This is a genomic window from Lutibacter agarilyticus (genome assembly GCF_900188235.1).
Classification (GTDB): Bacteria; Bacteroidota; Bacteroidia; order Flavobacteriales; family Flavobacteriaceae; genus Lutibacter; species Lutibacter agarilyticus.
Window position 1 is genome coordinate 343782 of the sequence record NZ_FZNT01000004.1, and the last position, 19686, is coordinate 363467.

Annotated in this window: 18 protein-coding genes; 11 read left to right on the forward strand and 7 right to left on the reverse strand. The window is 30.8% G+C overall.

From position 1 onward, the window contains the following. Positions 1–29: 29 nt before the first annotated feature. The 3 genes from hemB to hemA are packed head-to-tail and all read right to left on the reverse strand — an operon-like array spanning position 30 to position 3869. The gene (gene hemB, locus CHB67_RS08930) at positions 30–995 is read right to left on the reverse strand and encodes a porphobilinogen synthase (protein ID WP_089381507.1); all 966 of its coding nucleotides are present in this window, start codon (positions 993–995) and stop codon (positions 30–32) included. Further along, positions 995–2614: a hydroxymethylbilane synthase gene (gene hemC / locus CHB67_RS08935; protein ID WP_089381415.1), complete on the reverse strand. Its 1620-nt coding sequence runs from the start codon at positions 2612–2614 to the stop codon at positions 995–997. Before hemC ends, hemB begins: the two co-directional genes overlap by 1 nt. A 1-nt stretch (position 2615) precedes the next feature. Continuing rightward, a complete protein-coding gene (gene hemA / locus CHB67_RS08940) occupies positions 2616–3869 on the reverse strand; it encodes a glutamyl-tRNA reductase (RefSeq protein ID WP_089381416.1) in 1254 nt (417 codons plus the stop codon). 275 nt (positions 3870–4144) lie between these two features. Here hemA and CHB67_RS08945 point away from each other — a divergent pair, with 275 nt between their 5' ends. The 6 genes from CHB67_RS08945 to CHB67_RS08970 all read left to right on the forward strand — a co-directional run bounded on the left by CHB67_RS08945 (position 4145) and on the right by CHB67_RS08970 (position 11132). Next, complete coding sequence (locus CHB67_RS08945; RefSeq protein ID WP_089381417.1) at positions 4145–5038, forward strand: AraC family transcriptional regulator; 894 nt, start codon at positions 4145–4147, stop codon at positions 5036–5038. A 4-nt stretch (positions 5039–5042) separates the two neighbouring features. Then, positions 5043–6059 carry a ferrochelatase gene (hemH, locus tag CHB67_RS08950; RefSeq protein WP_089381418.1) on the forward strand — a complete coding sequence of 339 codons (1017 nt, stop codon included), beginning with the start codon at positions 5043–5045 and terminating at the stop codon, positions 6057–6059. 8 nt (positions 6060–6067) lie between these two features. After that, the gene (locus CHB67_RS08955; RefSeq protein WP_089381419.1) at positions 6068–6619 is read left to right on the forward strand and encodes a CopD family protein; all 552 of its coding nucleotides are present in this window, start codon (positions 6068–6070) and stop codon (positions 6617–6619) included. A 231-nt stretch (positions 6620–6850) separates the two neighbouring features. Continuing rightward, a complete protein-coding gene (locus CHB67_RS08960; RefSeq protein WP_217900261.1) occupies positions 6851–8461 on the forward strand; it encodes a thiamine pyrophosphate-dependent enzyme in 1611 nt (536 codons plus the stop codon). A gap of 10 nt (positions 8462–8471) precedes the next feature. Then, positions 8472–9056 (forward strand): indolepyruvate oxidoreductase subunit beta, encoded by a 585-nt coding sequence (locus tag CHB67_RS08965; RefSeq protein ID WP_089381421.1) that lies wholly within the window; start codon positions 8472–8474, stop codon positions 9054–9056. 15 nt (positions 9057–9071) lie between these two features. Beyond that, positions 9072–11132, forward strand: a complete 2061-nt coding sequence (locus CHB67_RS08970) for an acetate--CoA ligase family protein (RefSeq protein ID WP_089381422.1) — start codon at positions 9072–9074, stop codon at positions 11130–11132. Here the strand turns inward: CHB67_RS08970 and CHB67_RS08975 are convergent. Both CHB67_RS08975 and recR read right to left on the reverse strand, forming a co-directional pair. Continuing rightward, positions 11129–12298, reverse strand: a complete 1170-nt coding sequence (locus CHB67_RS08975; protein ID WP_245813487.1) for a glycosyltransferase family 2 protein — start codon at positions 12296–12298, stop codon at positions 11129–11131. The genes CHB67_RS08970 and CHB67_RS08975 overlap by 4 nt on opposite strands. Positions 12299–12351: 53 nt before the next feature. Beyond that, positions 12352–12963 carry a recombination mediator RecR gene (gene recR / locus CHB67_RS08980; RefSeq protein ID WP_089381424.1) on the reverse strand — a complete coding sequence of 204 codons (612 nt, stop codon included), beginning with the start codon at positions 12961–12963 and terminating at the stop codon, positions 12352–12354. Positions 12964–13039: 76 nt separating this feature from the next. Here recR and CHB67_RS08985 point away from each other — a divergent pair, with 76 nt between their 5' ends. From CHB67_RS08985 to CHB67_RS09000, 4 genes are read left to right on the forward strand one after another with little or no spacing between them, the layout of a single operon-like run. After that, complete coding sequence (locus CHB67_RS08985) at positions 13040–14506, forward strand: sodium:solute symporter (RefSeq protein WP_089381425.1); 1467 nt, start codon at positions 13040–13042, stop codon at positions 14504–14506. Positions 14507–14552: 46 nt separating this feature from the next. Further along, positions 14553–15200, forward strand: coding sequence for a pyridoxamine 5'-phosphate oxidase (pdxH, locus tag CHB67_RS08990; RefSeq protein ID WP_089381426.1), 648 nt, complete (start codon positions 14553–14555; stop codon positions 15198–15200). A 33-nt stretch (positions 15201–15233) separates the two neighbouring features. Further along, positions 15234–15722, forward strand: a complete 489-nt coding sequence (locus CHB67_RS08995; protein ID WP_089381427.1) for a SixA phosphatase family protein — start codon at positions 15234–15236, stop codon at positions 15720–15722. A 4-nt stretch (positions 15723–15726) separates the two neighbouring features. After that, the gene (locus CHB67_RS09000; protein WP_089381428.1) at positions 15727–16623 is read left to right on the forward strand and encodes a Ppx/GppA phosphatase family protein; all 897 of its coding nucleotides are present in this window, start codon (positions 15727–15729) and stop codon (positions 16621–16623) included. Between the two features lie 51 nt (positions 16624–16674). On the opposite strand, the gene CHB67_RS09005 is transcribed toward CHB67_RS09000, so the two are convergent. Together CHB67_RS09005 and lpxK are read right to left on the reverse strand one after the other, a co-directional pair. Then, a complete protein-coding gene (locus CHB67_RS09005) occupies positions 16675–17484 on the reverse strand; it encodes a purine-nucleoside phosphorylase (protein ID WP_089381429.1) in 810 nt (269 codons plus the stop codon). Beyond that, a complete protein-coding gene (gene lpxK / locus CHB67_RS09010; RefSeq protein WP_317045697.1) occupies positions 17456–18487 on the reverse strand; it encodes a tetraacyldisaccharide 4'-kinase in 1032 nt (343 codons plus the stop codon). The genes CHB67_RS09005 and lpxK overlap by 29 nt, the downstream gene beginning before the upstream one ends. Positions 18488–18591: 104 nt before the next feature. Here lpxK and CHB67_RS09015 point away from each other — a divergent pair, with 104 nt between their 5' ends. After that, positions 18592–19686, forward strand: a complete 1095-nt coding sequence (locus CHB67_RS09015) for a Nif3-like dinuclear metal center hexameric protein (protein ID WP_089381431.1) — start codon at positions 18592–18594, stop codon at positions 19684–19686.

Here is a 19686-nt window from a genome sequence, read left to right on the forward strand (position 1 = left end):
CTCAGTAACCTATTTTTGCTCAATAGTTTTTATTTTTTCAATAATAATTTTGCAACATCTTTCGCAAAATACGTAATAATAATATCGGCTCCTGCTCTTTTCATAGATAGTAAACTTTCCATCATTACACGATCACCATCAATCCAACCTTTTTCAGCTGCAGCCTTTATCATGGCATATTCACCACTTACATTATAACACGCTATTGGTCGGTCGAAATTGTTTTTTAAATCACGAATAATATCTAAATAAGCCAATGCTGGTTTTACCATTAAAATATCAGCACCTTCTTGATCGTCAAAAGTAGCTTCACGCAAACCTTCATCTCTGTTTGAAGGATCCATTTGATAGGTTCTTCTATCACCAAAAGTTGGAGCAGAATCTGCCGCATCTCTAAAAGGACCGTAAAAAGCTGATGAGTATTTTACCGCATACGACATGATTGGTAAGTTTGGAAAACCTGTATTATCCAATGCTTCACGAATACTTAAAATCATACCATCCATCATTCCTGAAGGCGCCACCATATCAACTCCTGCCTTTGCATGAGATATTACCTGTTTTGCAATATTTACAAGTGTAGCATCATTATCAACGTCATTTTCGTGAATAATTCCGCAATGTCCGTGGCTTGTGTATTCACAAAAACAAACATCCGTAATTACATATAAACTTGGGTAATTCTTTTTTATGAAACGAACCGCTTGTTGCATAATTCCGTCATCATTCCAAGTTTCAGAACCAGTATCATCTTTTTCAGAAGGAATTCCAAATAATAAAACTGCTGGTATATCTAAAGCAACAACCTCATCTAATTCTTTTGAAATAGTATCTAATGAAAAACGTTTAATTCCGGGCATCGAAACAATTTCCGTTTCAATATTTTCTCCTTCTTCAATAAATAAAGGATAAATTAAATCGTCAATAGTTAATTTATGTTCTCTAACTAAACGACGAATGTTTTCCGTTTTCCTTAAACGTCTGGTTCTATTTATCATTGTTGATTTTTTTGTGATTCTTCTATTTCTTCAAAATGTGCATTTACAGATTTCAATAAGCTTTCAACTGTTGAAACTTTTGAAACAATTACGTTTTCAAAATGTTTTATAGCCTCGGCTGCAGTAGTATCTCCAATACAAAAAGCAACACTTGTACTTGTTGAATTATCTTTTAAATAACTCTCAATCCCTGATGGGCTATAAAAAAGAATTCCTTTGTATTTTTCTTCAATTTTTCGAGGTGTTAATTGTGTTTTATAACACTCCACTTCGTTTACTGTAATACTGTTTTCAGTTAAAATAGTAGGTAATTCATCTCTTCTTTTATTTCCACAGAAGAATGTAATGTTTTTATCTTCTAAATTATCAACCAAATACGCAGCTAACTTTTGAGCATCGTTTTCTGATTGCTTAACTTTTCCTATTCTTTTTTCAATAAGTCTTTTTGTTCTTCTACCAACACAATAAATATTTTCAAAATTTAGTTCTAAAGCATCAAAGTTATTTAACAATGCTTCAACTGCATTTTGACTGGTAAATACCACATTTTTAATTGGCTTTTTAACAATAACGGGTTTTAACCTATTATTTCTAATAGTTATAAAATCGCTACTTGCAACCCCAATTTTTGAATCTAATTGATTTGTTTGATCTAAGGATAAACTTTTGGTTGAATAAATAAGCGTTGATTTTTCAATGTCTTCATTATGAATAGAGCGCATTAAATTTTTAGCGCCTCTTTCTAACAAAAATTTAGCACCATATTCTCCTAAATCCCAAGCATTATCTACAGGAACCGTTTTTGAAAACTCCATTTTATTTCTTCCGTCAGGGCTAAATAAACAAGCTTTAAATTTTACTTCTTCTTTTATAATTAACGCCAATGCTCCAATTGGAGCTGTACAACCACCTTCTAAAACACGTAAAAAATCACGCTCAATTTTTACACATTTTGCAGTTTCTTCGTGATTAATTTGTTTTACAAACTCTAATAATTCTTCATCCTTATCAAGTGCAGCAACCATTACCGCTCCTTGCGCAGGCGCAGGAACCATCCAATCTAAAATTATATGTTCTTCTTGTGGAGGCAATAACCTCAATCTTTTTAAACCAATTTTAGCAAAAATTGCTCCATCCCAATCATTATCTTCTAACTTTTGAAGGCGTGAATTTACATTACCTCGCAAACCAACAATGGTATGATTTGGGTAACGATACAACCACTGTGCTTTTCTACGTAGACTTCCTGTGGCGATTACTGCATTTTTTTCACCAAAAAAATCTTCACCATCTTTCATTACCAACACATCATTAAAATCACCTCTTTTAATAACAGCAGCTTGTACTATTCCTTCTGGTAATTGGGTAGGTACATCTTTAAAAGAATGTACAGCAATATCAATTTTACCATTTAATAAAGCAACATCCAAATTTTTGGTAAAAACACCTGTAACTCCTAGTTCATATAAGGGTTTATCTAAAACCACATCTCCAATAGAATCGATTTTTACAATTTCGGTTTCGCAACCAAAATGTTCTAATTGTTGCGCCACAGTGTTAGCTTGCCACATCGCCAAATCACTAGAGCGTGTCCCAATTCTTATTATTTTATCCATTCTATATTTCTGTTATTTCTGTATTGAAAATTTTGCTAATTACATTTATACTTTGATCAACTGATGTTTCATCAGCTTTTAAATGCTTTACAAATTGTGTAGTTATTTTTTGAATCATACGGTTTGTTACAAACTCTGCGTGTTCAATATTAAAGTCTTTAATTTTTTTTGAATGAAAATCTATTTCATCATGCTGAATTGACTGTAATGATTCTTTCAACGCATTTACCGCTGGCACAAACTTTCGGTGAGAAATCCAGTCGTTAAATTCGGATTTATATTTTTCAATTATTTTTTCCGTTGCCGGAATTTCACTTTTACGTGTTTCAATAGTTTTTTCAGTAATTTTAGAAAGCTCATCTACATTTACCAACGTTATTCCTTTCATTTCTTTTACAGCTACATCAACATTTTCAGGCATCGATAAATCTAAAATCAATAAATTGTTATGACCTTTTAAATGTTCTTTTTGAACCGTTGGAAAACTAGCTCCAGTTGAAACAATTAAAATATCCGCTAATTGAATTTCTGTTGCTAAATTTTCAAGAGGAACCGCTTTTACTGTTGGATGTTCTTCAACAAAACTCAAGGTTTTATCATACGTTCTGTTCACCAATGTAATGTGCTCGCTAGATGTGTACTCTAGAATATTTTTACACGTATTTTTCCCCATATCACCCAATCCGTAAATAAGAATTTTTTGATCTTTGTGATTTGGTATTTTCTCAATAATATATTGAATAGCAGCATAAGAAACCGAAGTAGTTCCAGAACTTAACTTGGTGTTGTTTTTCACATCTTTACTTGCCTGCAAAACCAAATTCATTAAACGTTCAATGTAAGTATTGGTTGTTTTATATTTTTTGGCCTGTTTGTACGATTCTTTTAACTGACCAACAATTTCGTAATCACCTAAAATTTGACTTTCTAAACCAGTCGCAATTTTAAACAAATGTTTTACAGCGTCTTTATTGGAATATACATTTGAGACATTGATAAAATCCTCAACTTTCCCATTTGAATATTTTATCAATAAGCTAATCAGTTCAAAAGGGTGTTTTGCAAAACCAGTAATTTCGGTTCTATTACAAGTTGACAACACAAAAATACCATCAATACCCGTTGCTTTAGCTTCCTTTAATAATAATTTTTGATTTTCTTTAGATATACTAAAAGCACCACGCATTGATGCATCTGCTTTTTTATAACTTAAACCTACATTGTAAAATTTTGTAGCTATATTTTCGTGATTCATAAAAAAAGTATTACCAGTAAGTATCGACAAAAGTACAACCTTATACTTTTGAAAAACAACGCTAAAAGTACTTTTATTATCGCAATAAGTTATTATTACTAATTTAGAACACGTCTAAATAGCCTATTTAACATTCACAAAACAATAAGTATCAGTAAAATAAGCCTGTACTAAGGGTGATAATTATCATATAAACTATATTTTATTACCCCATTTATTTGTTTTTTTATTGTATTTTTACACGAGTTTTTATCTTCATTTAATAAAAATGCTTTATGAAACCCAATTTTGATCTCTATAAAAATATCGACAAAAGTTCTCATTTAATTTTTAATGAAAAAGGGTCTTTTAAAGTATTTTATTTCAACAACTTAACTGAAGAAAACCAACTATTTCAGCACGATTTAAGTAATAATTATATTCAATTATACTTTTCAATACATAAACATTGTAAAGTTGCTTTTAATATGGAGCATTGTGCCATAGATTTAAGTACTGGCAATTCAAGTATGGTTTATTTTAAGGATGAAAAAATGAAAATCCTTTTTAATCTAGCACCAAAATCTGAACTTATTGGGATCCTAATTTCAATTGAATATTTTCATTCTTTATTTACTATTGAAGGAAATTTTTTATTTAATTTCAGTAGTTTTAAAACAGGTAAACCAATTATTGAACCAAAAGAAATGAACACATCTATTAGTTTAATATTGAACCAATTAACAACCAAGCAATTGAACCAATCGCTGAGACCCGTTTATATAAAAGGAAAGGTATACGAATTGTTAAGTTATTATTTTAGCACAACTTCTGAAAACGAAACTGAAAATTGCCCGTATATTGCAAGCGAAGAAACAATTACAAAAATTAAAAACGCTAAAGAAATAATTATTGAAGAAATGAACAACCCACCTTCATTAGATGAATTGGCAAAAAAAGTTGGGTTGAATATTAAAAAATTAAAAAATGACTTTAAAGAGTTTTACGGAGTTCCTGTTTTTACATTTTTATTGAACTACAAAATGGAATTAGCCAAAAAACTTTTACTAGAACAACAATTAAACGTAAATGAAGTAGCTTTAAACTTAGGGTATAGCAACTCAAGCCACTTTATTGCAGCATTTAAACGAAAATACGGTACTACACCAAAACAATTTGCAAAATCATAACACCATGAAAGGAGCCTTATTAATTAATTTAGGATCACCAAATAGCACATCAGTTAAAGATGTTAGAAATTATTTAGATGAATTTTTAATGGATGAATACGTTATTGACAAACCTTATATTTTTAGAGCATTATTAGTTAAAGGGATTATTTTAAATACTCGTCCGAAAAAATCAGCGGCAGCTTATAAAAAAATATGGTGGGATGAAGGTTCTCCACTAATTGTGTTATCAGAAAGATTACATGAGAAAGTTAAAAAGCAAGTTGATATTCCCGTTGAATTGGCAATGCGTTATGGTAAACCGTCTTTAAAAAGTGGTATTCAAAAATTAGTTGACCAAGGTGTTACTGAAATTTATTTGGTTCCGTTATATCCACAATTTGCGATGGCTTCAACTGAAACTATTTTAGCTTTGGCTGATAAATTAGTGAAAAAATATTTTCCACAAGTTACATTAAATGATTTACCTGCATTTTACAATAGACCCGATTATATTGAAGCGCTAAGTGAAAGCATTCAAAAATCATTAGATACTGCAAAACCAGAACATTTACTTTTTTCTTATCACGGACTTCCTGAACGTCATATTCGCAAATCTGATGTTACAAAATCACATTGTAAATTAGATGGAAGTTGTTGTAATACACCTTCTCCTGCGCACGAATTTTGTTACAGACATCAATGTTATGAAACAACAAAATTAGTTGCTGAAAAATTAAATTTAAAAGAAGATTTTTACAGTGTTTCTTTTCAATCTAGATTAGGAAGAGATCCTTGGATAAAACCTTATACCGATTTTGTAATAGATGATTTAGCCAAAGATGGCTTAAAAAACTTAGCCGTTGTAACGCCTGCATTTGTATCTGATTGTTTAGAAACCTTGGAAGAAATAGGAATGGAAGCTAAAGCATCTTTTATTGAAAATGGCGGTGAAGAATTTACAGCAATTCCTTGTTTAAATGAAGACGAAAAATGGATTAAAACCCTTTCAAACTGGATAAATACTTGGGCTGAAAAATAATATAGTTTATGGATTATCTTTATATTAAATCGCTCCATATTATTTTTATAACCACGTGGTTTGCTGGCTTATTTTACATTATTCGCTTATTTATTTATTATAAAGAAGCCGAAGAAAAGCCTGCAATTGAAAAAAATATTTTAACCAAACAATATCAGTTAATGATTAAAAGGCTATGGTATATTATTACCTGGCCTTCAGCTGTTTTAGCTACTGTTTTTGCAGTTTGGCTGCTAATTTTACAACCTGCTTGGCTTCAAATGGGTTGGATGCAAATTAAATTAGGATTTGTAGCTGCTCTTTTTGCATACCATTGGTCGTGCCAAATTTTGTACAATCAAATTGAAAAGGGAAATTTAAAATTCTCTTCATTCGCTTTACGTATTTGGAACGAAGTGGCAACTATTATTTTATTTGCTTGTGTATTTTTAGTGGTTTTAAAAACTTCATTTGGTTGGATTTTTGGCGTAACAGGTATTGTAGGTGTTTCTGTTTTATTAATGTTAGGTGTTAAATTGTATAAAAACATTCGGAAAAAGAATAGTTGGGATAAAAATTAACAACAAACCTAAATTGCGAATACAATAATTCTTCTTTTAATTTCATAAAAAATAACAAAACTTCACTTTGAATCATTAAATACTATTTAATCATCTCATTAAAAAACTAACAATTCAACACATTAAATACCAAGGTATTAAATGTTACATTTCAATTAAAATCAAGCAGTAATCGAAAACGATTTCGTAAATTTATAGCACAGAACAACATTCTTTTATAAGCTATAAATTATGAAAAAACTTCTATTAGGAAACGAGGCTTTAGCACAAGGCGCCATAGATGCAGGAATTTCTGGTGTGTATGCATATCCAGGAACTCCATCAACCGAAATTACAGAATACATCCAACAATCAAAAATAGCCACTGAATTAAAAATTCACTCTAAATGGTCGGTAAATGAAAAAACGGCTATGGAAGCTGCTTTGGGCATGTCGTATGCCGGAAAACGTGCCATGACTGTAATGAAACACGTAGGTTTAAATGTAGCTGCTGATGTTTTTATGAATATGGCTATTTCAGGTATTAATGGTGGTTTGGTAGTTGTGGTTGCCGATGATCCTTCTATGCATTCTTCTCAAAACGAGCAAGATTCTCGTAATTATGGCCGCTTTGCAATGATTCCTATTTTAGAACCTTCAAACCAACAAGAAGCTTATGACATTACTAGATATGCCTTTTATTTATCTGAACAAATAGGCTTACCTATTATGATTCGTATGGTTACACGTTTATCACATTCAAGAGCTGGTATTGAAACTTATAAACCGAAGCCACAAAACACTATTCATTTACCTAAAAACCCGCATCAATTTCAACTAATACCAATACATGCAAGAAATAGGTATCAACATTTGGTAGCTATTCAAAGTGACTCTAGAGAAAGTTCAGAAAATAGTAATTTCAACAAATACATTAGCGGCCCAAATAATTCATTAGGAATTATAGCTTCAGGAATTGCCTACAATTATTTAATGGAAAATTTTGATGATGACACCTGCCCTTTTCCAATATTAAAAATTGGTCAATACCCACTTCCAAAAAAACAAGTAACAAAACTTTTTGACACTTGTAAAAAAATACTAGTTCTTGAAGATGGCGCTCCTTTTATTGAAGAATTAGTTCATGATTACTTCGGAAGAAATAAAAAAGTAATGGGACGCTTAACTGGTCATTTAAATCGTGTAGGTGAATTAAATCCTGATAATATTTCGGATGCTTTAGGGTTTGAAATGACTTACCCTGAAGATATTCCAACCATTGTAACTGATCGCCCTCCTGAATTATGTGTTGGCTGCGCACATAGAGATCTTTTTGAAGCCATTAACCAACTGAGTAAAGAACACAGCAATCAACAAGTTTTTGGAGATATTGGCTGTTATGCTTTGGGCGTTTTACCTCCGTACAAAAGTATCAATACTTTGATTGATATGGGTGCATCAATTACCATGGCAAAAGGCGCTTCAGATGCCGGAATTCATCCTTCAATAGCAATTATTGGAGATTCAACATTTACACATTCTGGAATGACCGGGTTGTTAGATGCTGTTATTGAAAACACACCTATCACCGTAATTATTTCAGACAATTCAGCAATTGCAATGACAGGCGCACAGGATTCTTCAGCTTCGGGAAGATTGATTTCAATTTGTAAAGGTATTGGTGTTGATGAAAATCATTTAAAAGTAATTACACCACTACACAAAAATTTAGCTAAAAATATTGATGTAATTAGGGAGGAAATTAATTACCCAGGCGTTTCGGTTGTTATTGCACAGCGGCCTTGTGTGCAACTTCCAAAAGAAAGAAAAGACGCTTTAAAAGAACTTCAAAAAACACTTTAAACAAAACAACATGAAAACAAATATAATTTTAGCAGGTGTTGGCGGACAAGGAATTTTAACTATTGCAGCAATTTTAGATACTGCTGCGCTCAACGGTAATTTAAACATTAAACAATCTGAAGTTCACGGTATGAGTCAGCGAGGTGGTGCTGTGCAATGTCATGTTCGAATTTCAGATAAAGAAATTTTTTCAGACTTAATTCCGCTAGGAAAAGCAGACCTCATTATTTCTGTAGAACCAATGGAATTATTGCGTTATATCCCTTTTTTGAAAGAAGACGGTTATTTAATTACAGATTCAAATCCGTTTGAAAATATTGTAAATTATCCTGAAGTAGAAAAATTAAAGGATGTCATAAATTCACATCCAAACAGTATTATAATTGACGCTAAAGGAACAGCGAAAGATCTTGGCAATTCAAAAGCTACAAACATTGTTTTGTTAGGCGCAGCCTCAGCCTTAATCCCTTTAAATGAAGCTGAAATAATAAACGCTATAAAATCACTTTTTGAACGAAAAGGTGAACGCATTGTAAACAAAAACCTAAAAGCATTTTATAAAGGAAAAGAAATTGCAGCTGAAATTGTTTCATAAATTGTATTTTAAAGTATGCTACACCACAAGTTAATCAACCCAAAAAGTATTGCCGTTATAGGCGCTTCAAATAACATACATACACCTGGCGGACGCGTTTTAAAAAATTTAATCGACCATAATTTTAAAGGTAAATTAGTTGCTGTAAACCCTAAAGAAACAACGGTTCAAAATATTAAATGCTTTAAAAACGTCTCAGAAATTCCAAATGTTGATGTTGCCATTATAGCAATTACCGCAAAATTCACGTTGGAAACCGTACAGGTTTTATGTAGAGAAAAAAACACGAAAGGATTTATTATTTTTTCAGCAGGGTTTAGCGAAAAAGATGCAGAAGGAAAAAAACTTGAACAACAACTAGTAGTAGAAATAAACAAGGTTGGCGGTACGCTACTTGGACCAAACAATATTGGATTAATCAATCAGAATTATGCAGGAGTTTTTACAACTCCCATTCCAAAACTAGATGCTAAAGGTGTAGATTTCATCTCAGGTTCTGGAGCAACAGCAGTTTTTATTATAGAAACAGCTAAACAAACCGGACTCACATTTTCTAGTGTTTATTCGGTAGGAAATTCTGCTCAAATTGGCGTAGAAGAAGTTCTGCAGCATTTAGACGAAACTTTTAATAGTAAAACAAGTTCAAAAGTGAAATTGCTTTATATTGAAAGTATTGAAAATCCACAAAAATTATTAAAACATGCAACCTCTTTAATACAAAAAGGCTGTAAAATTGCTGCAATAAAAGCAGGAAGTTCTTCCGCAGGAAGCAGGGCTGCAAGTTCACATACAGGTGCTTTGGTAAGTTCTGATGTAGCTGTTGATGCTTTATTTAAAAAAGCCGGAATTGTAAGATGTTATGGTAGAAATGAATTGGTTACCATAGCTTCTATTTTTATGAATACTGAACTAACAGGCAAAAACATTGCAATTATTACACACGCTGGTGGCCCGGCAGTTATGCTGACTGATGCGCTTTCAAAAAACGGTTTAAACGTTCCAATAATTGAAGGAAAAGAAAGCATTGAACTTTTAGAGCAGTTATACGAAGGTTCTTCGGTTTCAAACCCTATCGACTTTTTAGCAACAGGAAATGCCAATCAGCTTTCAACCATTATTGATTATTGCGAACATAAATTCGATAATATTGATGCTATGGTGGTGATTTTTGGAAGTCCCGGATTGTTTGAAGTTTACGATGCATATAATGTTATTGATGAAAAAATGAGAACTTGTAAAAAACCTATTTATGCAGTACTACCATCAGTTGTAAATGTAATAAATGAAATTGACGATTTTATTGCAAAAGGCAATAGGTGTTTTCCTGATGAAGTATTATTTGGAGAAGCATTAGGTACTATTTTTAACACCCCAAAACCACTAAAAACAACCCACTCTAATTTTAAAGTTGATGAAATTAAAATACGAAAAATTATTAAAAATGCTAAAAATGGGTATTTAGAACCTCAGCAAGTACAAGCATTACTAACTGCTTCAAAAATACCGATTGTTCAACAAGTTATTTGTAAAACAAAGCAAGAATGCATTGCTGAAATCGAAAAAATTGGATTTCCTGCTGTAATGAAGGTTGTTGGACCAATTCATAAAAGTGATGTTGGTGGTATTATTTTAAATATAACTTCTGAAGAAAAAATGATAGTATCATTTGATACTATCATGAAAATTAAAGGAGCTACTTCAGTGTTAATTCAACCTATGAAAAAAGGCATTGAATTATTTGTTGGCGCAAAAAAAGAAAGCAATTTTGGGCATCTTGTTTTATGTGGTCTTGGCGGAATTTATATTGAAATATTAAAAGATATGAAGGCTAGTTTAGTACCCGTTTCAAAAGAAGAATCCAAAACTATGATTCAACAATTAAAATCGTATAAAATAATACAAGGAATTAGAAACCAGGAAGGTGTTAACGAATTATTATTTTCAGAAATCATTGAAAAAATCTCAAATTTAGTGACTATTGCTCCAGAAATTATTGAATTAGATTTAAATCCGTTACTAGGAAATTCAAAAGAAATTATGGCTGTTGATGCTAGAATTAAAATCGAAAAAAATTAACTTTTCGTAATTAATTCTACTTCACCTCTATTCACTGAACAATTACTTCCTATTAAATAATTGGTATTTTTAGGATGTATTTTAAAGTTCGCTTGTTCGTTTTTTAATAGTTCAAAATGGGTGATGATTTTTTTATTTGAAAGTACTGAATTATCAAAAACAATAGTATCAATAGCATTTGTTTTAATCAATGTTTTTATAAGCTCAGTATCATCCATTAAAATTTCATTCACTAACAAATACTTCTTCTTTAAATAAGTCGTAATTAATTCATTTTTACCGAAATACAACACTTTACTTGTATCATTATCAAAGCGATCATCAGTTGTTTTGTATTGAAAATATTTAAGTAAAAACCAGCATTCAATTCCAATACTCATTATAAAATCGTACAAACGGTTTAACTTAAAATGCTTTCTATAAAATATTTTCATAGCTTCATGAAAATACTTTAAATATTTTATGTCTTTTTTTGTGCTTTCACCTTTATAATGAATCACAGATGTATCTGCATAATAGAAATTTTGATAGCCTTTATTCAATATTTTATAACTTAAATCAATATCCTCACCATACATAAAATAGTCTTCATCAAAACCATGTACTTCTACATAAACCGATCGTTTTAAAAGCATAAAAGCTCCAACCAAAACATCTACAATTCCAGTTTCATTTTCATTTAAATGGGCAGCATAATATTTACCTGTTTGTTTGCTTGAAATTCCAAAAAGTTTGTTAAATGAAACGTTTGGTGTAGGAATTCCTCTTTTACTTTCAGGTAAAAAGTTACCAGTTCCATCAATCAGTTTCACCCCCAAAATCCCCAAATTTTGTTTTGATTTAGCAAAATCTAAAATTAAATTGAATGTATCTTCTGCAACAACAGTATCTGGGTTTAAAATTAAAACATATTCACCTTTTGCAATAGCAACTCCTTGGTTATTTGCCTTTGAAAAACCAGTATTATTTTTGTTTTGAATAAGATGTACTTTAGGATAGTTCTCCAAAAGCATTTTACAACTTCCATCTGTTGAATTGTTATCAACAACAATAATTTCTACGGCTAAATTTATGGAAGCGGCTTGTACACTTAATATACATTGTTCTAAAAAATATTGAACATTATAATTTACTATTACTACCGATATATCTAACAAGTTATTCAAAAATTTTACTACAATGGTTAAAAGATTTCATTGTGTTTAGAGGAAAAATAGCTTTAAAGAGAGTTTTCAAAAGGTATTCTATTCAAAATACTTCTTCCTAAAGTTACTTCATCTGCATATTCAAGTTCATCGCCCACAGCTATACCACGTGCAATTGTTGATGTTTTTATTTGATACTTTTCTAATTGTTTAAAAATGTAAAAATTAGTTGTATCGCCTTCAATAGTTGAACTCAATGCAAAAATAACCTCTTTTACCAACCCTTTTTGTACCTTTTCAACCAAACTTTCAATGGTTAAATTATGAGGGCCAATTCCTTCAATTGGTGAAATCTTACCACCAAGAACGTGGTATAAACCTTTATATTGTGCTGTGTTTTCAATTGCCATAACATCACGAACATCTTCAACCACACAAATAATTTCTGAATTTCTTGAAACAGCACTACATATTTCACAAATTTCAACATCAGAAATATTATGACACTGCTTGCACAACTTTATTTCATCAACTAAAGTGGTTAAAGAGTTAGCTAAATGATGCGTATTAATTGTTGGTTGTTTTAATAAGTGCAATACCAAACGTAAGGCAGTTCTCTTACCAATTCCTGGTAATTGAGAAACTTCATTTACAGCTTTTTCTAAAAGTTTAGACGAAAAATTCATGCAGCAAATGTACAATTAGGAAACGATATTCTCAATAATTTTAGTTTCTTTGTTACTCAAACAATGAAACTTATTCATGAAACCAATTTATATACTTTTACTAATTGCTGTTTATTTTTGCGTGCTACTTACAATTGCCTATTTTACTGGTAAAAATGATAGCAACGATACTTTTTTTAAAGCCAATAAAAAATCACCTTGGTATGTTGTAGCTTTTGGAATGATTGGCGCCTCGCTTTCAGGCGTAACATTTATATCGGTTCCTGGCTGGGTGCAAAGTTCTCAGTTTAGCTATATGCAAATTGTTTTTGGATATTTATTTGGTTATTTTGTAATTGCGTATGTATTAATTCCTATTTATTATAGATTAAAAGTCACTTCAATTTACGAATTTTTAAAACACAGATTTGGACCAAAGACACATAAAACAGGAGCTTTTTTCTTTTTCATTTCCAGAGTTTTAGGCGCTTCATTTAGACTATTTTTAGTAGCATCAGTATTGCAATATTTTATTTTTGACGCTTGGAATGTTCCGTTTGAAATTACCGTAATTCTCTCCATTTTATTAATTTGGATTTACACGTTTAAAGGCGGAATTAAAACCATTGTTTGGACTGATACTTTACAAACACTGTTCATGTTAATTGCTGTTTTTGCTACCATATTTATTATTCTAGGCGAATTAGATTGGACGGTTTCAGAACTTTTTGCTTCATCTGAATTTAATAGTTACAGCAAAATTTTCTTTTTTGACGATTTTAATAATAAAACATTCTTCTTAAAATCATTTCTTGGCGGAATGTTTATTGCCATTGCGATGACAGGTTTAGATCAAGATATGATGCAAAAAAACTTGACTTGTAAAAACACAAAAGAAGCACAATGGAATGTAATTTCACTTGGTTTTGTGTTGATTATTGTCAATTTTATATTTTTAACACTAGGAGCGTTACTTTTTATATATGCCGAAAAATTTGGAATACAAATACCTTTAGTTGACGGTAAACCAAAAACAGATTTACTTTTTCCTGAAATCGCATTAAAAGGCGGCTTAGGAATTACCATAGGAATTGTGTTTATTCTAGGTTTAATTGCGGCGGCTTATTCAAGTGCCGATAGTGCTTTGACATCGCTTACTACTTCCTATTGTATTGATTTTTTAGACATTGAAAATAAAGAAAAAACAACACAAAAAACATTAAGAAAACGAGCTCATATTGCAATTTCAATTTTATTAATTGTTGTTATTATTATTTTCAAACACGTACTTCAAGACAACGTAATAAGCAGCTTACTACAAGTAGCTTCCTATACCTACGGACCACTTTTAGGCTTATTTGCCTTTGGAATTTTTACAAAAATTAACATTAAAGATCAATTTGTTTGGTTTATAGCTATTATTTCAGTGATTGCAACTTATTTTTTAAACTTGTATTCACAAACACTATTTGATGGCTATGTATTTGGGTACGAATTATTAATTGTAAACGGGCTATTCACGTTTTTAGGACTCTTAACTATTCAAAAAAGAATGGATAAATAGTTTATAAAACAAATTGAACCTACAAAAGAATTTTTATTTTTGTTGAATGGAGAATGATTTAAGTAATTACCGTAAAGTATATCAGAAAAGTGAGCTTTCAAAAAATAATATTTCTGAAAATCCTCTTGAATTATTTCAAAAATGGTTTTATGAAGTTGAAGAATTTGGAAGTGATGTTGAAGCCAATGCTATGACAATTTCAACCATTGGAAAAGATGGTTTTCCAAAAAACCGGGTGGTTTTACTAAAAAAATACACCTGGGAAGGCTTTATTTTTTACACCAATTACAATAGCGAAAAAGGATTAGCTATTGAAGAAAACCCAAATGTATGCCTCTCTTTTTTTTGGCATCATATTGAACGACAAGTTATTATAAAAGGAACTGCTGAAAAAATTACTGAAAATTTATCAGACGGTTATTTTGAATCTAGACCTGACGGAAGCAAATTAGGAGCTTGGGCTTCAGACCAAAGCGAAGTTGTTGCATCAAGAAAGTATTTAGATGACAGGCTAGCTTCTTTTGAAGAACAATTTAAAAATAAAGAAATTACAAGACCCAAAAATTGGGGAGGTTATATTGTAAAACCTATAAATATTGAATTTTGGCAAGGAAGACCTAATAGAATGCACGATAGAATACGATATACTTTACAAGAAGATTATGATTGGAAAATTGACCGTTTGGCACCATAATTTTTTATATTTGAAAAACCAACTACAAACTATATGAAAACACTTTATATTGTTAGACATGCAAAATCTTCTTGGGAATATGAAGGTATCAAGGATATTGACAGGCCTTTAAAACAACGAGGAATCAATGACGCCTATTTAATATCAAGTGTATTAAATAAAAAAATTGCAACACCTGATGTTTTTATTTCAAGCTGTGCAAATAGAGCTTTACATACAGCTATGATTTTTAGTTACAGTTTTAACTACCCACTTGCCAACCTAAAAATAAGTAAATCGTTGTACAATTTTAGCGATGGCTATTTAATTAAAACCGTAAAAGCGCTCGATGACAGTTTTGATTCTGCTATTATTTTTAGCCACGATCACGGTATCAGCGATTTTGTAAATAAGTTTGGCAGCATTCAAGTTGATCACGTACCTACTTGTGGTGTAATTGGTATTAAATTTGAAGCTAGCCATTGGAAAAACATCAAATCTGGAAAAACAATTATAACTGAATTCCCAAAACATTATAAATAATCTTATTTTGAAAATTGAAAAACTTGCAGGAATAGATATTGGATCAAATGCAATTAGATTGTTAGTTTCAAACATTATTACTCAGAAAAACAGCACTGAACCAAGCTTTAAAAAATCAGCTCTAGTAAGGGTGCCCATACGTTTAGGTGCCGACTCATTTCTTAAAGGTTTTATTTCAGAAGAAAATAAAGGTCGAATGATTAAAGCTATGGAAGCCTTTAAATTATTAATGGATGTTCATGGTGTTACAAATTATTATGCTTGTGCAACTTCTGCAATGAGAGATGCATCAAACGGACAAGAAGTTATTGAGGATATTTTAGATAAAACAGGTGTGAAAATCAATATTATTGATGGAAAAAAAGAAGCCGCCATTATTTTTTCTACAGATTTATCAACTATTATTGAAAAAGATAAATCGTATTTATATGTTGATGTTGGTGGTGGTAGTACTGAAATAACCATTTTCTCAAATGGTAAAATTATCAATTCAAAATCGTTTAAAATAGGTACTGTACGTTTATTAAATAAAGAAAAATCTTTTAAGCATGTTTGGGAAAACATGGAAGTTTGGATAAAATCGAATACATTAAACCTTAAAAGAGTTTCTATGATTGGTTCTGGAGGAAACATCAATAAGTTGTTTAAGCTTTCTGGGAAACCGTTAGGTAAACCACTTTCGTATATTTATGTAAAATCACAATTTCATTTTCTAAAAAAAATGACTTATGATGAACGTATCTCAGAATTAGATTTGAATCCTGATAGAGCCGATGTAATTATACCTGCAACCAAAATTTATTTAAATGCCATGAAATGGAGCGGTGCAAAAAAAATATACGTACCAAAGGTTGGATTGGCCGACGGTATTATTAAAAGTTTATATAATAATCAATTATAAAATAAAAAAACCGCTATTAGCGGTTTTTTTATTATATATAGGATTGTTTTACTACGATTTTATAAACTCTTCAACCAATCGCCCTACCACTTTTTCAGATTTTTTTGCTACTTGTTGTACTTCTTCATGAGATACTGACTCTACAATTCCTTCAACACCTAAATCTGTAATTACTGAAATTCCAAAGCACGTCATCCCCATATGTTTTGCAACAATAACTTCAGGAACGGTTGACATTCCAACAGCATCAGCTCCTAAAATTTTCACCATTTTATATTCTGCAGGCGTTTCAAAAGTTGGTCCTTGCAATGCTAAATAAATTCCTTTGTGAACATTCACCTCTAATTTATTGGCTACATTTTCCATTTTCGAAATCATTTTTTTGCAATATGGCTCGTGCATATCAACAAAACGCGGTCCAAAACGTTCTTCATTTTTACCTCTAAGCGGGTGTTCTGGAATCATATTAATATGATCGGTAATAATCATAATATCACCAACTTTGAAGTTTGCATTTACACCACCTGAGGCATTTGACACAATTAGATTTTCAACACCTAAATATTTCATTACTCTTACTGGAAAAACGGTTTGCTCCATTGTCCAACCTTCATAATAATGAAAACGACCTCGCATTGCCAATACTTTTTTATTTCCAATAGTTCCAAAAATTAATTCTCCTGAATGACCTTCAACAGTTGAAACTGGAAAATTTGGAATTTCATCATAAGAAATTGAAATTTCTATGGTAATTTTTTCAACTAAATTTCCTAACCCTGTTCCTAAAATAATACCATAATCTGGTGTTGTAATTCCTTTATCTTGAAGAAATTTAACGGTGTCCTGAACTTTTTCCCACATAATTATTTACAATAGTATCAAAACTATTTTTATTAGTTATAAATGTTGTTTTTATTGAAATGTAATACACATTTTTCAACCTGTCAAAGATACGAACATAATCTTTTTCGGTAGTTAAAACTATCTTATTTTTTGATTGAATAGCGTTAAAAGATTGCTGAATTTCATTAATATCTTTATCTTTAAAATGATAGTGATCTGGATAGTTTAGCTGCTTAAATTTTACCTCTTTCTTTCTCAAATAATTAATCAAAGGAACAGGATTTGCAATACCCGTAATTAATAAAATTTCAGTATTTATTAAATCTTGCAACGCTAGTTCGGCTGAACCTTTTAAAGTTTCGTCGTAAGTAATTGTTGTAAAAAACACAGGTTGGTTGCTTGCTGGTTTCAGTTTTTTTGAAATGGTTTGTTGCACTTCAACCGAAAGCGTCTCAGGGCATTTAGTTACAATAATAGCCTGTGCTCTATTTGCTCCAAACTTTGTTTCTCTTAAATTTCCTGTTGGCAACATAAAATCATCAACATATAAATTATTATAAGAGGTTAATAAAATATTAAAACCTCCTTGTACTTTTCTATGCTGAAAAGCATCATCTAATAAAATAATATCGGGTGGTGTTTTAAGTTTTTCTAATTGTTGAATTCCGTTGGTTCGGTTGGCATCAACACAAACTATTACATTCTTAAATTTCTTATAAAACTGAAAAGGCTCATCGCCAATAGTTTCAGCAGTTGCAAATTCATCAGCCAATACAAAACCTTTACTTTTTCGTTTATACCCTCTACTTAAAACTGCAATTTTATAATGGTTTTGTAACAAACGAATTAAATATTCTATTTGAGGTGTTTTACCAGTTCCACCAACACTTAAATTCCCAACTACAATGGTTGGTGTTTTAAATTTTGTTGATTTTAAAACATTATTAGTGTATAAAAAATTACGGATTGTTGTAATTAAACCATACAACAAAGAAAACGGAACTAATATTTTTCTTATCACTTTCACCAAAAGCGAAAATACAAAACAAATCACTAAATTTCTAGTTAAATTCTTTAACTTTCTGAAGTAAAATTTATCTTTGTAAAAACCACTTAAAACCTATCATGAAAATAAAAGACATCACCGCTTGTATTGAAGAAATTGCACCTTTAAATTATGCTGAAGGATTTGACAATGTTGGACTTTTAGTTGGAAATTATAATGATAATGTTTCAGGTGTTTTGGTTACCCTAGACACCTTAGAAAATGTAGTTGATGAGGCTATTGAAAAAGGATGTAATTTAATTGTAAGTTTTCATCCAATTATATTTTCAGGCTTAAAAAAATTAAATGGCAAAAACTATGTGGAACGTGTTGTTTTAAAAGCTATAAAAAATGACATTGCTATTTATGCAATGCACACAGCGCTAGATAATTCCTTTCAAGGTGTAAATGCAAGAATCTGTGAAGTTTTAGGTCTTCAGAATAAAAAAATATTGATTCCTCAAAAAAATACCATTAAAAAATTAACTACCTATGCTCCTATTGAAAACGCTGAAGAAGTCCGTTTAGCACTTTTTAAAGCAGGTGCTGGTAATATTGGTAATTATGATTTTTGCAGTTTTAATACTGAAGGAGCAGGTACTTACCGTGGAAACGAACATTCAAATCCGGTAATTGGTGAAAAAGGAAAATTACACACCGAGAAAGAGACTTTTATAAGTGTTATTTATGAAAAACATTTAGAGCGAAATATCTTATCTGCGCTTTTTAGTGCACATCCTTATGAAGAAGTTGCGTATGACATTGTTCCTTTAGACAATATTCACCAAGAAATAGGTATGGGAATGATAGGTGAATTACCTGAAGAAAAATCGGCTTTAGAGTTCTTAAGTTTTGTAAAAGAAACAATGAATGCAAAAGGAATTCGACATTCTAAAATTTTAGACAAACCTATTAAAAAAGTCGCTGTTTTAGGTGGCTCAGGAAGTTTTGCAATAGATAATGCTATACATAAAGGAGCAGATATATATATTACTGCTGATATAAAATATCACGAGTTTTATAAAGCAGAAGGTAAACTAATTATTGCAGATATTGGACATTATGAGAGTGAACAATTCACAAAAAATCTTTTAGTTGAGATTCTTACAAAAAAATTTCCTAATTTTGCAATCATTTTATCACAAAGAAACACAAATCCAATATATTACTTATAA